14 protein-coding genes and 2 pseudogenes are annotated in these 17,914 nt (G+C 68.8%); 9 read left to right on the forward strand and 7 right to left on the reverse strand.

Translation table 11 applies throughout. From position 1 onward, the window contains the following. Positions 1-103: 103 nt before the first annotated feature. Positions 104-651: pseudogene (locus ACIRBY_RS24770) on the reverse strand (IS5 family transposase); the annotation flags it as partial. 104 nt (positions 652-755) lie between these two features. On the opposite strand from ACIRBY_RS24770, the gene ACIRBY_RS24775 reads away from it, so the two are divergent. From ACIRBY_RS24775 to ACIRBY_RS24815, 9 genes and pseudogenes are all read left to right on the forward strand, one after another. Next, positions 756-1,085 carry a hypothetical protein gene (locus tag ACIRBY_RS24775; RefSeq protein ID WP_403904014.1) on the forward strand — a complete coding sequence of 110 codons (330 nt, stop codon included), beginning with the start codon at positions 756-758 and terminating at the stop codon, positions 1,083-1,085. Positions 1,086-1,178: 93 nt separating this feature from the next. Further along, positions 1,179-1,571 (forward strand): hypothetical protein, encoded by a 393-nt coding sequence (locus tag ACIRBY_RS24780; protein WP_403904017.1) that lies wholly within the window; start codon positions 1,179-1,181, stop codon positions 1,569-1,571. A 399-nt stretch (positions 1,572-1,970) separates the two neighbouring features. After that, positions 1,971-5,042, forward strand: a complete 3,072-nt coding sequence (locus ACIRBY_RS24785) for a hypothetical protein (RefSeq protein WP_403904019.1) — start codon at positions 1,971-1,973, stop codon at positions 5,040-5,042. Positions 5,043-5,209: 167 nt separating this feature from the next. Continuing rightward, positions 5,210-5,570 (forward strand): annotated as a pseudogene (locus ACIRBY_RS24790) (transposase); the annotation flags it as partial. A 17-nt stretch (positions 5,571-5,587) separates the two neighbouring features. Beyond that, positions 5,588-6,085 (forward strand): hypothetical protein, encoded by a 498-nt coding sequence (locus tag ACIRBY_RS24795; protein WP_403904022.1) that lies wholly within the window; start codon positions 5,588-5,590, stop codon positions 6,083-6,085. A 181-nt stretch (positions 6,086-6,266) separates the two neighbouring features. Next, entirely contained in the window at positions 6,267-7,481 is a 1,215-nt protein-coding gene (locus ACIRBY_RS24800; RefSeq protein ID WP_403904024.1) for an IS110 family transposase, read from the forward strand. 448 nt (positions 7,482-7,929) lie between these two features. Beyond that, the gene (locus ACIRBY_RS24805) at positions 7,930-8,469 is read left to right on the forward strand and encodes a winged helix-turn-helix domain-containing protein (protein WP_403904027.1); all 540 of its coding nucleotides are present in this window, start codon (positions 7,930-7,932) and stop codon (positions 8,467-8,469) included. Then, complete coding sequence (locus ACIRBY_RS24810) at positions 8,466-9,017, forward strand: transposase (RefSeq protein ID WP_403904029.1); 552 nt, start codon at positions 8,466-8,468, stop codon at positions 9,015-9,017. The genes ACIRBY_RS24805 and ACIRBY_RS24810 overlap by 4 nt, the downstream gene beginning before the upstream one ends. A 166-nt stretch (positions 9,018-9,183) precedes the next feature. Further along, positions 9,184-9,675, forward strand: a complete 492-nt coding sequence (locus tag ACIRBY_RS24815; RefSeq protein WP_403904032.1) for a hypothetical protein — start codon at positions 9,184-9,186, stop codon at positions 9,673-9,675. Positions 9,676-9,765: 90 nt separating this feature from the next. Here ACIRBY_RS24815 and ACIRBY_RS24820 read toward each other — a convergent pair whose 3' ends face one another. The 6 genes from ACIRBY_RS24820 to ACIRBY_RS24845 all read right to left on the reverse strand — a co-directional run bounded on the left by ACIRBY_RS24820 (position 9,766) and on the right by ACIRBY_RS24845 (position 17,744). After that, positions 9,766-9,969 carry a DddA-like double-stranded DNA deaminase toxin gene (locus ACIRBY_RS24820; RefSeq protein ID WP_403904432.1) on the reverse strand — a complete coding sequence of 68 codons (204 nt, stop codon included), beginning with the start codon at positions 9,967-9,969 and terminating at the stop codon, positions 9,766-9,768. Next, on the reverse strand, positions 9,956-10,873 hold the full coding sequence (locus tag ACIRBY_RS24825; protein WP_403904034.1) for a hypothetical protein: 918 nt from the start codon (positions 10,871-10,873) through the stop codon (positions 9,956-9,958). The genes ACIRBY_RS24820 and ACIRBY_RS24825 overlap by 14 nt, the downstream gene beginning before the upstream one ends. 381 nt (positions 10,874-11,254) lie before the next feature. Next, positions 11,255-11,464, reverse strand: coding sequence for a hypothetical protein (locus tag ACIRBY_RS24830; RefSeq protein WP_403904468.1), 210 nt, complete (start codon positions 11,462-11,464; stop codon positions 11,255-11,257). Continuing rightward, positions 11,382-11,864 carry an endonuclease domain-containing protein gene (locus ACIRBY_RS24835; RefSeq protein ID WP_403904435.1) on the reverse strand — a complete coding sequence of 161 codons (483 nt, stop codon included), beginning with the start codon at positions 11,862-11,864 and terminating at the stop codon, positions 11,382-11,384. Before ACIRBY_RS24835 ends, ACIRBY_RS24830 begins: the two co-directional genes overlap by 83 nt. Positions 11,865-13,086: 1,222 nt before the next feature. After that, positions 13,087-13,584, reverse strand: coding sequence for an Imm1 family immunity protein (locus ACIRBY_RS24840; RefSeq protein ID WP_403904036.1), 498 nt, complete (start codon positions 13,582-13,584; stop codon positions 13,087-13,089). Continuing rightward, positions 13,581-17,744, reverse strand: coding sequence for a DddA-like double-stranded DNA deaminase toxin (locus ACIRBY_RS24845; RefSeq protein WP_403904038.1), 4,164 nt, complete (start codon positions 17,742-17,744; stop codon positions 13,581-13,583). Before ACIRBY_RS24845 ends, ACIRBY_RS24840 begins: the two co-directional genes overlap by 4 nt. Between the last annotated feature and the right edge of the window lie 170 nt (positions 17,745-17,914).

Genomic DNA, 17,914 nt, shown 5'->3' on the forward strand with positions numbered 1-17,914 from the left:
TCAACACCAGGCAGCAGGGGCGCTATCCGCTCCCACGCCGCATCCGTCAGTTCACCTCGACCCACCACAAGATCAATTATCAGACAGGGCCTAGGAGCGTGTCGGGCCGTCTGCGTGGCCGGCCGACGAGGCCGGCGACCGGCGGGATCTTGTTCAGCAACGGCATCAGCTGAGTGACGTCGTTGCGGTTCCCGCCGGTCAGCGAGACAGCCAATGGGATGCCCTGGCCATCGACGATCAGGTGGTGCTTACTGCCCGGACGTGCGCGGTCGACCGGGCTGGGACCACTTTTGGGCCCCGTCGAGCGGCCCGGACGTGGGAGGAGTCGATCACCGCCCGAGACCAGTCCAGCTTCTTCGCGACCCGCAGCTTCTTCAGCAGCACCAGGTGCAGCCGGTCCCACACGCCGGCATCGTTCCACGCTGCCAGACGCCGCCAGCAGGTCATCCCGGAACCGAAGCCCAGCTCCTGCGGCAGGTACTCCCACTGGATGCCGGTATGCAACACGAACAGGATCCCGCAGAGCGCCTGCCGGTCCGGAATCCGAGGGCGACCCTCCACCTGTTTCGGCACCGGCGCAGGCAACAACGGCTCGATGAGCGACCACAGTTCATCCGACACGATCCACGGCCGCGACTGACGTTTCCCCACGACCAGACCAACGACAAACCAAACCGAAAGTCACATGATCGACAGCTTCTGTTAGGACCTCTAAGGCCGACTACACGCACTTGTACAAGTACGGGAAGCTGTCCGTGCGACGCATGAGGGCCAACGCGTTCATCGTCGAACCGCCCGGCGACGACGAGCACCACATCTGGGGCGACCTGGTCGTCCGCCGCTTCTACACCCACCACCGCGGCTACCACGTCAAGCTGCGCGTTGGCTGGTTCGCTGTGCAGATCATCTCGATCAGGGTGCCGCCTGCCCACGAGGTCGGCCTGCTCAGCCGCACGCCGCGCACGGAGCGGCTATGGCCGATGCAGCCCGGCCAGTTCGCCTGGCCCCCACCCGTGGCACTGCCGTACGAGTCATGGGTGGCAATGCAGCCGACCGAGATCGCGGTCTGGAAGCGGCCCGCCTGACCGCCACCGCTATCGTCCACCTGGGGCTCTCGAATCGAGACGGCTGACGATCCCGGCCGGCATGCCGCCGAACGGGCTGCTACCTTCCCCCGCATGAGAGCGCTGGTGTACGACAACGCATTCCGTGAGCGGGCCCGGCGCAAGCAGGCCTGGGGTTTCTGCCTCTTGACCGCCTCCGCCGGCATCTGGCTCTGGATCGCCGCCCAGCTGCTGCTCCCCTACCCCGTGATGGGACGCGACGACGAGTGCCAGTCCCGGGTGTTTTACACCAAGCAGACCGACCGGGGCCGCCCGTACGAGGGCTACGCCGACTCCCAAGGCACCCGCTGCGCCGCCGAACGCGACTGGGCAGGGCTCCTCGCCCTGCTGCTGCTCTCGCTCCCGACGGCCGTGGTGGGCACGGTCCTCTACACCTCGGGCAGTACCGGGCATCGACTCAGCGAACACGCGGCAGAGGTCAACCGGCTGAAGGAGTTCTCCGCATAACTGATCGTTTCAGAATGGGATTCGGATCTTCCGAAGGCAGGCGCTGCCAGCTTCGACCATACGGGGCTGGTGGCCACGCTGGTCTCCGCTCTGAAACGGCAAGGCGTCGTGGCGTGCGACCGCCCCGCGGCCAGGTTAGTTCTTGATGATGCCCGCCGCGCGTCCCGTGCGTAGGCCCCCTGCCCTTGGAGGTAGGCGGGTCTGTGGTTGACGCGGTGACGATCCGGCTCCGGGGAAGGCGGGCACCATCCTTGGACACCCACTGCGGTAGAGCCGTTGGCTTCAGTACTGTTTCTAGCCATTTCCGCCACAGCGTGCCGTAGTTGTGATTGATCTGTGTAGGTTCGCGACCCGGAAGCGTCGTTCGCCTTCCACTCCACCCTCACGACGGGACACGTGATGACCACCCCCAGTAGCGGCACACCGGCGACGACCCCGACGACCCCGACGACCACGCCGCCCGCGCCCGATGCGGACAAGGCGATGCTCGACGGCCCGACGCCGAAGGACCTGCTTCCCTCCACCGGCAACTACCCGACGGAGGTCGTCCGGTACCAGTCGGTGGTGCTCACCGACATCCCCGGGGCGGCCCCGGGGCGCGCCCTGACCGGCGCGATCGACCTCGGCGAGGAGAACCTCCCGTTCTACGACCGCCCCGCCGAGGGCATGGTCGTCACAACGGAGCAGAGCTGGTCGGCCCAGGGCGTCACGCTCGGCCGGCTGCTGCACAGCCTGGCCCTCGCGCCCGGCGAGAGCACCCGGGTCGCGGTCGTCGACTGGCAGCGCACCACCCGGGCGACGGGCGCCGAGACGGCCGGCGAGAACGAGTTGCTGACCGGCTCCACCGACCAGAACCGGTCGATCAGCGAGGTCGCGAACGCCATCGCCCGCGAGGAGCAGCACGGCAGTTCCCAGGGGTTCGAGTTGGGCCAGTCGTCCAGCTCGGGCGGCAGTGTCGGCGGCTCGCTCGGCGCTCTGATCAGCGGTGGCGGCAACTGGAGCAAGTCGTCGAACTTCGGCATCGCGAGCGCGGTGTCGCGCTCCACCGGGGTGAGGTCGGTGGCGCAGGAGGCGACGCAGCGGATCAGCGCGCGGACCCAGCAGCTCGCGACCGCGGCCCGCAGCCGGAACATGACGGTCGTGCGCGAGACGTCGCAGGCGGAGAAGGACCAGGTCCTGACCCGGGTCGTCACCAACTACAACCACATGCACGCGATGTCGGTGCAGTACTACGAAGTCGTCCAGATCTACACCGTGACGACGAAGCCGACCCGGCTGGAGCGCTGCCTGTTCATCCCGCTCCAGGAGCTGACCTTCACCCACACCAGCCTCCAGCGGTACAAGGAGGTGCTCGCGTCGGTGGCGCCGGCCGACTGGGCGACGAAGATCCGCGCGGCGAACCCGTTCGACACGGTCGTGCGCAGTCTCGACGCGTGCGCGGCACCGGAGGTGCCGACCACTCAGGAGTTCGCCGGGGTGGAGCTGGCCGACGTCGCCGCTTCGGCCATGGGCGTGTACGGGGTGCGCAAGGCCGACGGCAGCCCGGTCAAGTTCGATCCCGCGACCCAGCAGTGGAAGCCGCTGCCCACCACGGGACTGAGCGGCGGCCTGACCCGCATCGCACCGGGCAAGGACACCGTCTGGGCGATCAGAACCACCGACAACATGGTCGTCCAGTTCGACGGGACGACCTGGCGAGCTGACGGCTGGGGCGGCTACGGGCTGCGCATCGTCTGCGCCACGGACGGCACGGTCTACGTCATCGGTACCAACAACGCGATCCACCAGCGTGGCCCTTCCATGTGGACGAACCTGGGGGTCACGGCCGACGACATAGCCGTCACCGGCAAGGACAAGCTGTGGTACTCCCGGCAGGGTCTCTTGTACGAGCGCAGCGGTACCAGCTGGGTGCAGCGGGGCGGGTCGGGTGTGCAGCGTCTGTCCGCGACATCCGACGGTGCCCTCTGGGCCGTCGTCCAGTCCCAGTCCAGCACCGAGACCATGCCGCTCCTGGTGGAGTCCGGTGCGACGACCCTGGTTCGTCCCACGGCCGGCGGCCTTCAGAGCGTGACCGGGCTGGCGCAGATCGCCTCGGTCGGCGGCGGAGACTACTGGGTGCTGATGGGCAACGGGACCGTGCGCCGGATTCTGGGACGCGAGGCACCGGTGGCCTTCGACGACCAGCCGAAGGAGGACTCCGCCTACGCGTCCAGGATCGACGTCTGGTCGGACAGCGACGGAATCCGCGGCATCCAGGTCGTCTTCCCGAGCCACACCTTCGGATGCGGCGACATCGGCGGCTCCAGCGTGCAGCAGGCGTCCTACACCTTCGGCGGCGCCGACAAGCTGATCTCCTACGAAGCCTGGTCCGGCAGGACCGCTCGCGGCAGCCTCGCCGGGCTGCGTCTGAAGATGACCTCGGGCGTGGCGAACTTCGGCATCGCGGCGACCACCACCGTCGCGGCCGACCTGTCCGAAGACGCCGGCGGTGGATCGGCCATCTGCGGGCTGTTCGGTTCGACGGTGAAGTCCGGCAGCCGCACCTATGTCGCGTCGCTCGGCTTCCACGTGCGGGGCGGAAACGTGCCACAGCCGGTCCTGGACCATCTGAACGACAACCGGCGCCACTACAGCCAGGCCGTCTGGGCCAACGCGGACGAGCTGACCCTCAGCCGCATCCTCGCCAACTACTCGTACACCCCGGCGGGTTCGAGCGCGGGTCCGGTCCCGCTCGGGATGCTGCTGGACCCGAAGCCGATCGCGGCCACCGGCAACTACCTCGGCTTCCGCTGGAACTTCGCCAGCGAGCAGGAGCGCGAGGAGTGGACCAAGGACCGCCGGCTGGGCGACAGCACCTTCGGCACGCCGGTGTCCGACACGATCGCCATCGCCACCAACGGCGTCTTCGCCGAGGCCGTCCTCGGCCGGTCCAACGCGGCCGAGAAGATCGACCTGACCCGCTTCTGGAACTGGAAGGACTCGCCCATCCAGATCACCCCGGCCGACATCGCCCCGGTGTCCACCGCCTCTCGCGCGCAGAACCTCGACACCACGGCGGTCGGCATGGGCGTCTCCCAGGCGAAGGTCACGCCGCTGGTGGCGATGCCCGACCCGGTCGGCCTCCAGACGACGCAGGCCATCGCCACCGCGAACCTGTTCCGCGACATGAGCGGCCTCAACAACATGAGCCAGTTCCTCACCAAGGGCATCGAGGCCGCCGCCGGCAACGACAAGGAAGCCGGCATCCGCGCCCAGGAGGCGCTGAAGACCGCCACCGAGCACCAGGAGAAGGTCGCCCAGATCGTCCTCGAGGCAGCCAAGCTGGCCATGGGCGCGGGCGGAGGCGGAGGCGGAGGCGGAGGCGGCAGCCTCAGCGCCCTCGGCGGCATGCTGAACCAAGGCGCCAAGGCCGCCGCTCCGGACAAGAAGGCCGAGCCGCCGTCCACGGACGGGACCGCAGCAAAGGCCTGATCGCCCCACGTCGCGGGTCCGGGCCGCCACCTGGACCCGCCCCACCATCCGAACAGTGGGTGCTCCGGAGATGCATGGCCCGCGCGTCTTCTACCAGGGCCATTCGCTCCAGAGTGAGTTGAGCCGGGGGTCTTGCACCAGGCGATCCTGGCCAGTAGGGCATCCCAATGCGAGCTGATCTTGTTGCGGACAGCCTGTGGGAGCGGGTGGCTCCGCTCCTGCCACCCACCCCCGAGCGACGCCACCGCCATCCCAGGCGACTTCGCGTTCCGGACAGGGCGGCTCTCGCCGGCATCCTTTACGTGCTGCGGACCGGCGTTGCGTGGCGCGACATTCCCGCCGAGACTGTGGGCTGCTCCGGAGTCACAGCCTGGCGCCGGCTGCGGGACTGGACCGAGGCCGGAGTATGGCCGCGTCTGCACGCCGCCCTGCTGACCGAACTGCGCCGTGGACGGCTCGCATGTCCGCGCCCTCAAAGGCGGGGACCATGTCGGCCCCTCGCCGGTCGACCGCGCCCGCCCGGCGTCGAGTGGTTCGTCCCGCTGATGGCAGCAGCCGTATACGACCCGGATCCCAGCTTCTGCCGCTGGTTCGTCGAGCCGGCGGTCTACGCATTCGGACGCCGCCGTGTGATGGCGGCATTGGTCCACTACCTACAGGCCGGCACGGATGCCGAGCGAGCCGGTGCCGTGCGGGCCTGGTACAGCGCCCATGTGCCGTTGCGCGCAGACCAGTCTCCAGCGTACGGACCCGACGGGGTACGTGATCCCGCGCTGGACAAGTCACAGGACATGAAGGCCGCCTGGCTGGAGGCATCCCTGCGGGTGTTCGCCGAAGCTACCGACCTGCGGATGCGCCACCGTGTCCTGTTGGGCCTGCCTACCTCCCGCGCGGCATACCCGCCATACCTGCATGAACTACTTGAAAGCACACTCACATCCGCCGGGGTCCATCCCGCCCCCCGTTATGTCTTTCGCGGTCCTGCAATGGGGCCGCTGGCCTCCGGGCCCGGTATGACTGTGTCCCCTCTGTCGAACGGATGACCTGGGGGGTGGTGTCGCCGGGCCTGGGAGGCGCCGTCGGAGACGCTGATGAGAGACCCGGCCACCGCCCGGTCCGGCGCAATGCCGGGCAGAGACGTGGGCGGCAGGTCTGCATAACGTGGATGCGCGAGCACGGTGCCATTGCCGAGGCCGGCACGGTCAACCACCTGGGAAGGGTGCGATGTTAGACACCGAAGGCGTAGGCGTCTTCCTCGGGATGGACGTCGGCAAGACCGCCCACCACGGCCATGGGCTCACCCCGGCCGGGAAGAAGGTCTTCGACAAGCCGATGCCCAACAGCGAGCCGAAGCTGCGGGCCGTCTTCGACAAACTCAAGGCCAAGTTCGGCACCGTCCTGGTGATCGTGGACCAGCCCGCGTCCATAGGCGCCCTGTCTCTGACCGTCGCCCGCGACGCAGGCTGCCAGGTCGCCTACCTGCCCGGACTCGCGATGCGACGGATCGCCGACCTCTACCCCGGGGAAGCAAAGACAGACGCGAAGGACGCCGCGGTCATCGCGGACGCCGCCCGCACCATGCCCCACACCCTGCGGTCTCTGGAGCTGACCGACGAGATCACCGCCGAGCTGACCGTGCTGACCGGCTTCGACCAGGACCTCGCCGCCGAAGCCACCCGCACCTCCAACCGGATACGCGGCCTGCTCACCCAGTTCCACCCGTCGCTGGAGCGAGTCCTGGGCCCAAGGCTGGACCACCCCGCCATCACCTGGCTCCTCGAGCGATACGGATCCCCCGACGCTCTGCGGAAAGCCGGCCGCCGCAGACTCGTCGAGGTGATCCGTCCCAAGGCCCCGCGGATGGCACAGAGGCTGATCGACGACGTCTTCACGGCCCTCGACGAGCAGACCGTCGTGGTCCCGGGAACCGGCACGCTCGACGTGGTCATCCCCTCACTGGCCCGCTCGCTCTCCGCGGTCCACGACCACCGCCGGGCCCTGGAGGCCCAGATCAGCACCCTTCTGGAGGCCCACCCTCTTCACCCGGTCCTGACCTCGATGCCCGGAGTCGGAGTCAGGACCGCCGCCGTCCTGCTGGTCACCGTCGGCGACGGCACCGGCTTCCCCAGCGCCGGCCACCTCGCCTCCTACGCCGGCCTCGCCCCCACGACCAGGTCGTCCGGGACCTCGATCCACGGCGAACACGCACCCAGAGGAGGAAACCGGCAGCTCAAACGCGCCATGTTCCTCTCCGCCTTCGCCTGCATGAACGCCGACCCCGCCTCACGCACCTACTACGACCGGCAAAGAGCCCGCGGCAAGACCCACACCCAAGCCCTCCTCAGGCTCGCCCGCCAACGCATCAGCGTCTTGTTCGCCATGCTCCGCGACGGCACGTTCTACGAGTCCAGAACCCGCACCGTCACCCTCGCCACATGACCACCCCAAAACGCTTCAAACTCGACACCACGTCCTTGACGAAGGACATAGAGACACCCCCCGCGCCTCCAGACCCAGACCTGAGCCACCGTAGGCCCGGCCGGTGTAGAACGTCGCCGCCTCCTCATCAGCCGCAGCCGTCGAGCTGCTGCCCGAGCAACAGGCACGGCTGACCACGATCGGCGTAGAACCCGCCCGGGCGCCGCCTCCTGCCCCCGCGGACGCTGGCCCGACACGGTTCCTGCTACGGGACGCTGCCCCGACGCACGAACCGCTCCGCACTGTCCTCGTGCCGGTCCGCCGGTATGCACTTTGGAGCGGCTGCCGGGGCTGAAGGCGCTGGAATCCGCCATCGGCATGCGCGAGAGTCTGGGGTACTGAACTTGATTGAGTGATGTCGGAGCCGTTCGCCTGACAGCGGTGGGTGGGCTCCGGTAGCTCTGGGATCGTGAGGTACGCGCAGGGCGGCGGGTTGACCGACACCGAAAGGGCCGCGCGGGAGCGGATCCGGCTGCAGGCCGTGGAACGCTTCGAGGGCGGGGAGAAGAACCGGAAGATCGCTGCCGCGCTGCGCGTGAGCGAGCGGTCGGTGGAGCGGTGGCGCCGGGCCTGGCGCGAGTGTGGAGAGGCCGGTGTCCAGTCGAAGGGATCCCCGGGTCGACCGAGACTCGGTCCGGCCCAGATCGCCAGGCTCGAAAGGGAGCTGGAACGTGGCCCGCTCGCCCATGGCTGGGCAGACCAGCGGTGGACGCTCGCGCGGATCAAGACGCTGATCGGTCGGCTGTTCCACGTCTCCTACACGGTCGAGGGCACATGGCAGTTGCTCAAGCGGCACGGCTGGTCGTGGCAGCAGCCCGCCCGCCGGGCGATCGAGCGTGACGACGCGGCGGTCGAGGTGTGGAAGAAGGAGACCTGGCCGCGGGTAAGAGCGCCGCGGCGGCTCTCGGAGCCTGGATCGTCTTCGAGGACGAGGCCGGGCAGTCGATGACGCCGCCGCGTGCCAGGACCTGGGGCCGGATCGGCCGGACACCGGTCGTCAGAGTGCGCGGTCGGGGCTCCGGCCGTGTGTCGATGGCGGGCATGACCTGCTACAAACCCGGCGAGCGGTCCCGACTGATCTACCGCATCCGCGAGTACCGGGGCCGCAAGGACGAGCCGAAGGGCTTCGGCTGGCGCGACTTCCGGGACCTGATCGTCCGCGCCCGGATCCAGCTCGGCGGCCCGATCGTGCTGGTCTGGGACAACGTCCGCCTCCACCTGGCCAAGCCGCTGCGGGCGTTCATCGCCGCGAATGCCGACTGGCTCACCGTGTTCCAGCTGCCCACCTACGCGCCGGACCTCAACCCGCAGGAGGGCGTCTGGTCGCTGGTCAAACGCGACATCGGCAACCTCGCCGCCGACCTCGGCCAGATCACCCGAGCCGTGAAGCACAGGCTCAAACAGATCCAGCACCACCCCGACCTGGTCGACAGCTGCCTCGACGGCACCGGCCTGATCATGGACGGATCACCGACATCACGCATTCAAGTTCAGTAGCTGGCCGCAGTCGCGTCCAGCTCCCGGTTCTGGAGGTTCGCGAGGTCACAGCCCTGCTCTTCCAACAGAAGCCGCGGGGAGGGCGATACCGATACCTGATCACGTTTCGATCAGCTGTCGAATAGTATGCGATCATCCAGTGTCTGTTAAATTACTGTGAGGGAATATGTGGTTCCAGAAGCCGTTGTCTCAGAATCGCCAGAATTGGCCATTGGATCCGCTGCTGTCCGTGGGTCCGCTGCGGTTCGGCATGGATTCCCGCGAGGTGGCTACGACGCTCGGCATGAATGATGGACTCCAGTCGAATGGGTCGACAATTTTCACACAGTTCAGGGAGCTGGGGATTACGGCATATTATTCAGATCGCAGTGACCCCCGGCTGGTATCCGTGGCCGCGGATCCTCTTCGCGGCCCTCAGGTGAGTTTTAGCGACGAGGGACTCACGGGCCGAATACCGTCTGAACTTGATCCGTGGATCGACCGGATGGCAGACCTTGGACATGAGCTTCTCTTCACCTCAAACGGACAGCCCAGTTTCCGCGACCTAGGTATTCTCCTGCAACTTCGCCCGAACGGGGACCGGGCGTTGAGCCGGCCTATCTTGCTGGGCGGGGAATGGGTTGATGAGGATTGGGATTCCCTACCTATTTCCTGGTGAGAATACCCTAGCCTCAGAAATGTCTCCGACAGGGGCCGAATGGAGGCCACTGCTCTACGTACAGGGCAGTGGCCTCCATCTATGCAGCGACTACCTTTCGCAGTCCTTTCCGATTGCGAGACCCTCCAGTTCCATGGGTTCTGGCATTCCGGGGTAGTGGACGATCAAGGCCTGGCCCACACAGAGGAGTGCTGGTACAGCATTTTGACACCCCTGATTCCCCCCATTCTTCGGGCAGACGTGGTTGGTGTTGATGACGACGTCCATTTCATTTGGAACCTTACCCTTCCGCATAAAAAGGGCGAGCTTCGTTTCCACGTGCCCGGCAGCCCAAACTCCACCCTTTTCGAGTTCGAAATGCGGCGGCGGGCCCACCCGGATATGCGGCGGCGCCCAGTTCCTGGAGGAGGCGGCCGGCCAGGTGCTGCGGCACCCGCGCACTGTCCGCCCGTACCGCCGCGGCCCAGTCGGCCGGGTCTCTGTCGAAGAGCCGACGGCGGCCGATGACGGGCCGGACCGCAGCCGCTCGGACACCGGCCTCCGCAGCCCGCATACGGGCGGCCGCTTCGTGCTCGGCTTCGACCGCGGCCCGCAGCAGGCGCTCGGCCACCAGGATCCAGTCGCGGTCCCGGCCGACGACCGGCACCATGCACGCCCACTCGGCCGCCAGGCGCAGCACCCGGTGCCGGACCAGGACGGCCCCCTCCCCCACCGGGGTGCCTACGGTGTGCTCCTCAAGGACGGCGCGCACCAGCGCCGGCGCCACCACCGCGGGATCGCGGCCGGCCAGGCTCATCAGCGCGTCCAGCGCGGCCCGGCCCCCGGCGGCCGGCCATACACCGCTGGCCGCCGGGTCGGGGAGCAGCAGGTGCGGGGCGTACTGCTGCAGCAGCGGCAGCCAGGCTGCGGCCGGCGCGGAGCGGAAGAAGTACGCGGTGGCACGCGGGTCCGCCCACCGGGCCAGCTCCCGCACGTGGGCTGGGCCCGGGCGCTCGAGCGCGGTCAGCTCAAGGACCCGTGGGGCGCGGGCGGGCAGCGGCACCAGCAGCTCCCGCGCCGCCGCGAGGACCTCGGCGTAGAGACGGGCCGGACGGCCGGTCTCGGCGGCGGCGCCATGCAGGGTGCCGGACGTCTTGCCGTAGACCTCTCCCCACGCGTCCAGAGCCTCCTCCTGGGCGGCGCCGAGCAGGACCCCCATCAGGCGCTCGGCGATGCCGACGGCCCGACTGCGGTGGCGACCGCCCGGCCGGGCCCAGCACCGACCGGGTCGGCAGCGGGCCAGGAAGCCGAGTGCCACATCGCCGGGGCGGGCCTCGTCCCGGTCAAGGTCGAAGACACAGACGCCACACCCCAGCCGGCCGAACGCCAAGCACCGGCCGGACAGCTGGACGGGCCGGACGGTGGGTCGCCGGAGTGTGGCCGGCCAAGCACGGCGGACGGCCAGCCAGCCGGGGGCCGCGGCCGGCCGGGCACGTGGCACGGCCTGAGCACGCCGGACACGGCTCGATCGCCGCGCGGTTCCGGCGCACCCGCGACCACTCGCCGGTCCAGAGCCTCGGCAGCCGGCCGCGCACACCGGTCAGGGCCGCTCCTGCGGCCGCACCTGCCCGTGAAGACCGGGCCGCCGCCCGTAGAGGCTGCGGGCGTCGCCGGTGAAGTACTTGACCAGGCCGCGCGGGTGGCGGCTGTTCACGCCGTCCTCGGGCTCAAGGGTCGTCACCACCACCAGCCGGGGCTCGACCACGAGGCGCAGCAGATGGTGGCGGTCCGCCTCCTCGACGTCCGGCAACGGGCCGATCTTCGTCCACTGCTGCGCGGGAGACGGGGCCCGAGCCTGTCCACGGCCTCCAGTACACGTACGGGAGCGGGATGAGCCGGCGCAGGCCCTCGGCGTACTGCGCTGGGGTCATGTCCAGGTAGGAGAGCTCGCCCCGGTACCGGGCCGCCAGCTCCGTCGTCCCTCCGACCTCGAACCGCCAATGCAGATAGGCCGCCTGGTTTTGCATCAGCCGCTCAGGCACACGCAGGGCCGCCTCCATCGACCCCAGCCAGCTGTTGCAGCTCCTGCACACCACACCGCGGACCAGGCCGGTCCTCGCATCGTGGTCGACGGCGGTCGACGGACGCCGCCAGCACAGCTGGCAGTCGGGGTGCCGCCGACGCAGTCCGGCACGCTCGGCATCCGACATCCGCGCGTAAACCAGGTCCGGGTCGCGCCACGCCCGCCACCGGGCCGCGGACACGACCGGCACCGGAACCGCCCGCGCGGCGCCGCCAGAGCCTCGTGGCCTGCCTCGGCCTGCCGGCCGCTCGGCGCCGGCGCGCCGGTCTCCACCGCTGTGAAGGCGGGTCCAGAGAAACTCCCGGCGTTCGGAGCGGGGGCGGGCGGCCCTGGAGCAGCCTGCGCGGCCGGCGCGGCCCGTGCGCGGCCCCGCCGTCCCACCAGACCGGCCAGCCGGGCCCACCCCGTCATCGCCACCCCCACCAGCACGTTAGAAGCCCGCGACCATCCCGGTCGGGGCGCACACCGGCCGACCGGTGTGCGCCCCGACCCGCGGCGCCGGCCGCTACTGCAGGGCAAGGAGTCGGGCAGGCGGAGCACCGGCGGAGAGGTGAGGGCGGAACGGCACGACGTGGCCCCGGCTCCGGCCCGGCCACCTCGGCCGACGGTCCCCGTCAGGCGGCCCCCGTCGGCTCGCGGCCCGCTGTCGTGCAGGTCACGCGGGGACACCACGCTACGCGGCGCAACGTGTCGGGGGAGCGCGGCTACGCCGCCTCGTAGACATGGTGCAGGACGACGGTGCGGCGCACGCCGGCCGACATCATGGCCTGGGCACGATGCTGCCCATTGCAGCCAGTCCCCGCCCCGGTCCACCACCGGAACGACGCGCGCCCAGCGCGCGGCCAGCCAGCGCGACCACCCCGCCCGGGCCGGAACCCCCAGCCCGGACCCCGGCCGCGCGGCGACGTACGGCGTGAGCTGCTGGACGGTCTTGGGGGTGAGGGCGCCGGCCAGGGCCAGGCGCAGCAGCGCGTCCAGCGCGTCGGGACCTGCGCCGGCGAGTTCGGCGGCGTGGCTGGCCAGCCACGTCCGGGCCGCCTGCGGGTCGGCGGTGGTCAGGTGCTTGAGGAACGGAGCAGCCGGCCACCCACCGGTTGCCCCGTCGGGCAGCAGGAGGTGTCCGGCGTGCTCGTCCAAGACTTCAAGCCAGGCCGGGCCCGGACCGGAGCGGAAGAAGTAGTTGGTGGAGAGCGGCCAGCTCAAGGGCGCGGGCAGCACGGCCGGGCAGCGGTACCAGCAGCTACCGAGCCGCCGCCAGGACCTGCCGGTAGAAGGCAGCGGTAGACACCCAAGCGGGGCACCGCCACCGAGGCGGTGCCCCGCATCTAACTCAGGGCGCAGGATTCAAGCTATTCAATCGGAGGATTGAGAAGTGTCCCATTGAAGTTACCTTCCACCCAATTGACGCATTCCGGCCGATCGCCGGTCCCGGCCTTGCAGAATTCTTCCAAAGCTGCACGTAGCATCGGGATCGGGAGAGCGCTGGTTCGATGAATGTATGTTGGCACCCAGGGGTCGCTAAGAATCTCCGGATCGAACTCTGGAGGAGTGGGGTTCATGGAGACCCAGATCGAATCAGCGAACTCTTCACCCCGGGTTTCCATCAAGCGCTTGGCAGTGTTTCCGTCAGCAAACCATGCAAGGCCGCCATATCCGTTTTCATGGTTCACCGATACGGTAAGTGAAGCTTCCGTGCGTGACAGATTGGCCTCCTCCCTGTAGAGGAAGGAGGCGGTATCGCAGCCGTGACTACTGATCCGCTCTGTCAGCGCACGGTTGACCGCCTCGAGCGCCTCGGGCTCGTCAGCAAGAACGAGGGGTTCATCGACATGAACAAACAAGATCATCGTACCGGATTCTTTCTCTTGCCGACCAGTGTCTTGGGCGAGCCGTCGCCAGGGTAGTACACGTGCAGCTTGTGTCCGTCAGGCAGGATCGCCTCGATCGCCATGCTGCAGTTGATAGCCTTGTTGCAGACACCTTCGCTATTATTGATCACGACGGTTGCTTCGCTGATTCCGCTTTCTGCCATCCAGGCCGCATATTTCCCTTCCACATGCGATGCTGGCGGATACCCTGGGATGACTTTGCTCGGCCTCTTGAAGTCACCGGCATCCGATGTGTAAATCAATTTGTTGGCCTTCACGTACCAAGGGTCAGGACTGCCGTCCGGCAGGACTTCCCTGCTGATTACTTCGCGGAGCTCTTTCGGGAGATTGGGGAAGTGAGTTCCGTCCGGAGCGCGGAGCTGCCCCACAGTCTTGTCAGCTTTGCTCGCGTTAGTTCTGGTCCACTTAGGCAGCTGGTCTTGGATGTCGGATACCCAGGCGGGACAGGCCCCGCCGGTGTTGTGAACAAGGACGTCGGTGGTGCCGGTGTTGACGTAATAGGTGTGGGTTTCGTCGACTGTGAGGTCGTAGGCGGGCTGGAGACCCTTCCAGTGGCTGGTGTTGCCGATCTGGATCGCGGTGCCGACTGGGGTGCGAAGAGCGTCGCCGATGCGGAGGTCGACGGCGTCGACCCAGCGCTTGCGGTTCTCTACCCAGTACGGGTGGTGGTCCGTGGACGTCAAGCCGGAGCCGTCGGACAGTGTGACGTCGGTGAAGTCACGGTCGTCGGGGGTGGCGATGGTCTGGGTGACCGGCCGGACGGCAGTGGTGCCGGTGGTTGGGTCGGTGGCCGTGACGAGGTCCCCGACCCGGATCTGGTCGACGGCCCGGCGGGTGCCGTCGGCCATCAACACCTTCGTGCCGGCGGGGAAGCTGTGCGGGGCCATCGTCTTGAGGCAGTCGATGGCTGGACGTATCGCCCGCGCACCTCGGATGCCGTCGATCGCGTCGTCGACCTTGGTCAGCAGCTTGAGTTTGCCGACCGGCAGGACGCCAGCAGCCGCCATCGTGCAGCCGAAGAGTGTCGGGTTCTTTATACACTCCTTGATGTCGTTGAGGCCTGTGAGCTCCCATACGATTTCGCGGAGTGTGGGGTCGATCTCGGGCATGCGGATCTCGGAGTTCTCCGGGTCCCGCACGCAGGCCATGATCGGGGCCATGGTCTCGCGGGTGGGGTGCGGAGTACAGATCCGCCTCGGCCTGATCTGCTGTTGCCGCTTGCGCTCTTCTTCGGCCTGTCGGCGCGCTTCGGCTTCCTCCCTTTCCCGGAGGATCAAAACAGCGGTCCAGGCCTGCTGGGCCTCGGCCTCAGCTGCTTCCTTGCTCCTGCCGGCGGCAGTCGCTGAGGCACGTGCCTCGTCTGCTGACTTGTTCGCCTCGTGGGCGGACTGGCGGGCATAGCTGGCGGAGAACTCGGCCTGGGCCGCGGAGCCTTCCGCTGCGGAGGCGTCGGCTTCGGCACGGCTGGCGGCCCCGCGTGCTGTGGCGGCTGAGTTCGCGGCTGCCGTGGCGCTTGCGGCGGCCTTGTCGGCCGAGGCCTTCGCGGAGGCGGCGTATCCGGCTGCCTGGTTGGCGGACTGCTGGGCCTGGCCGGCTGCGTCGTTGGCCTCCGAGGCGGCCTGCTTGGCCCTGTAGGCTGCTTCGGCGGCCTTCCAGCGGTTCTCCTGTGCCTTGGCGGCGACCTCGTCGCCTTCGGCGAGGAGCGTTTCGATCTGGTTCTTATGGTGGTCTGCGAGGTCGTCTTTGCGCTGGGCCATGTACTGGCCGGTGGCGACGAACTCGTGTATCTGGTTGGCCGGTCCGGCCAGGGCGATCTTGGCAGCGGCCCTGACCTCGGCCCCGCCCGCGGTGGCGAGCTGGGCGGCGATAACCCTCTCGTCATCAAGGCGCTGCGTGTACTGGTTGATCTGGAGGAAGGTCGCGAGGGCCTTGCCGGTGCCGTCGGCGAGGGCAGCCTTGGCACCCTCCTTGACACCGGGGCCACCGGTGTTGGTCAGCCGGGCGACGTCGACCTTCATGTCGTCGGCGCCTGCGGCGTACTGGCCGGTGTTGTAGAACCCTTGGATCTGCTCGGGCGCGCCCTTGAGGGCCTCGACGGCCGCGGCACGTACCCCGGCATAGGGGCTCTGCGTGCTGAGATTGAGAACGCGCTGGCGCACGTCCTGCTGCTCGGCTTCCTTCCAGCGGGTGCGCAGGTAGTCCAGGACGTCCTGGTCAGTGCCTGCGAGCGCGCGGGCGGCGGCTTCCTGGTGCCAGGGGCCGAGGGACTTCATCGCCTGTATGGCCAGCTCGCGGCCCTTCTTGGCCGTGTAGGCGGCGTCGCCGTCGGGCCGGTCCGCTTCCCGGGCGAGGAGGGTAGCGGTGTCCTGCAGCCCCAGGGCGTTGACCTGGGAGGCGGCTGAGGCGGAGACGGCCTGGTCGCTGGCGGACTTCGCCGAGCGGGCGCGCTCGATGGCGGCGTCGGTGCGGGTGGCCAGGTCGGCGGCTTCGGTCTCGTTAGCGAGGTCGAAGACCTCCCGGGCCTTCTTCACCGCGGCCGTTGCTGTCTCGGCCGCGGTCTTGGCAGCGTCGGCGTTCTTCTTGGCCTGGTCGGCGTAGGTGGCGGCGTTGCCGGCCTGGCGGGCGGCTTCCTCGGCGAAGTCTGCGGCGTTCTCTGCGTGCGTGGCTGCGGAGTTCGCGGAGTCTTTCGCGCTGTAGGCCGCGCTCGCCGAGCGGCTTGCCAGGGCGCTCGAGCGGTCGGCGGCGGCACGCGCGGCGTTGGCGTGACGTCGTGCCTCACCTGCGGCCTGGCGGGCCTCGTCCGAGTGGACGCCCGCCTGGTCGGCGTATCCGTTCGCCTCCTCGGCGGCAGCCGCGGCGGCGTCGGCGTTCGCCGCCGCGCCCTTGGCCGCGGTGGACGCCACACCAGCAGCTGCGGAGGCCCTGCCGGCGGAGTCCGCCGCGGCGGCGGACTGCCGTGCGAACTGCGCTGCGGCACGAGCGGTGGCGGCAGCAGCCCGGGCGCCTTCGGCCTGGCCGGCGTTTCCAGCCGCGGCGATCGCGGCGTTGTAGGCCCTGTTGGCCGCGTCAGCGGCAGCGGCGGCGGCCGAGGCGGTCTGGGCCGCAGCCAACGCGGCGCGGCGTGCGGCGCGGTTGGCGGCATTGGCCGAGCCGATCGCCTCCTGCGAGGCGGAGGCTGCGGCCCGGGCGGCGTCGGCGGCCTGCCTGGCCTTGACGGCGGCGCGCTGCGAGTCAGTCTTGGCGGCCTGAGTCTCCCGGGCGGCGTTCTGGGCCGCGCTCTTGGCTAGCTCTGCCGCAGTGACGGCCTTGGCGGAGGCGTCCTCAGCCAGCTTGGTCGCGGCCTCTGCCTGCTTTCCGGCCTGCTTGGCCTGCTCGGTCAGCTCTTCGATCGAGGCGTGCACTTGGTCACGGCTGCGGGCGGTGAACTGTCCGACCTCGAGGAACTCGACGATGTCCTCGGGTGTGCCCTTCAGCGCGGCCTTCGCCGCCGCCTTCACGTTCGGGCCGCCGGTGTTCGTCATCCGGGCCACGTCCACCCGGTTGTCGTCCTGCTGGGCCACGTACTGGCCGGAGTTCAAGAACTCCTCGCGGTCGGCGAAGGTGCCCTGCAATGCTGCCTTGCCGGCTTCACGGACACCGGGTCCGCCGTAGGTGACGATCCGTGCGATGTCGACTCTGCGGTCGTCATCCAGCGGAGTCTCGTAGCCGTACAGCAGGAACGTCTGCAGGCTGGCGGGCGAGCCGAGCATGGCGTCCTTGGCGGCTTGGCGGACAGCGGGGCCTCCGGCCATGGCCATCCGGGCTGCATCGACCCGGTTGTCGTCGTGCTCGATGGAGCCAGCTTCGTCCAGGAACTTCTTGATCGCCTCCGGACCGCCCAGCAGCGCCTGCTCGGCGGCCTCCTTGATGCCCGGGCCGCCGGTCTCCCAGAAGGTGACGATCTGCCTCCGCACCTCCTGCGGCGACAGGGGCGGGGCTTCCGCGGCCGCTGCCGCAGGCGTACCCAGCAACCCGGACAGCAGGCCGACCGCAAGAAGCCCCCGAAGGGCGAAGTTGCGCCCAGAAAATCTTTTCAATGCTCCCGAATCAAATGGTCGGGAGGATATTCGTCGCCTCACGCGACGCCCCCTTTGAAAATGTCGAACTTAAGCCCTTCGAGATGGCATGGAATTAACCCAAGGAAATTAATTGGTCGGAACTCTGGGTTGTGATGCAAGTGCCTGAAGGCCACCCGTCATGCCGTTCGAGAGGGGCTCGGTCCGGAAGATCGTACAGCTGCGACAGGCCT

This window comes from Streptomyces sp. NPDC096136 (assembly GCF_044763325.1).
GTDB lineage: Bacteria > Actinomycetota > Actinomycetes > Streptomycetales > Streptomycetaceae > Streptomyces.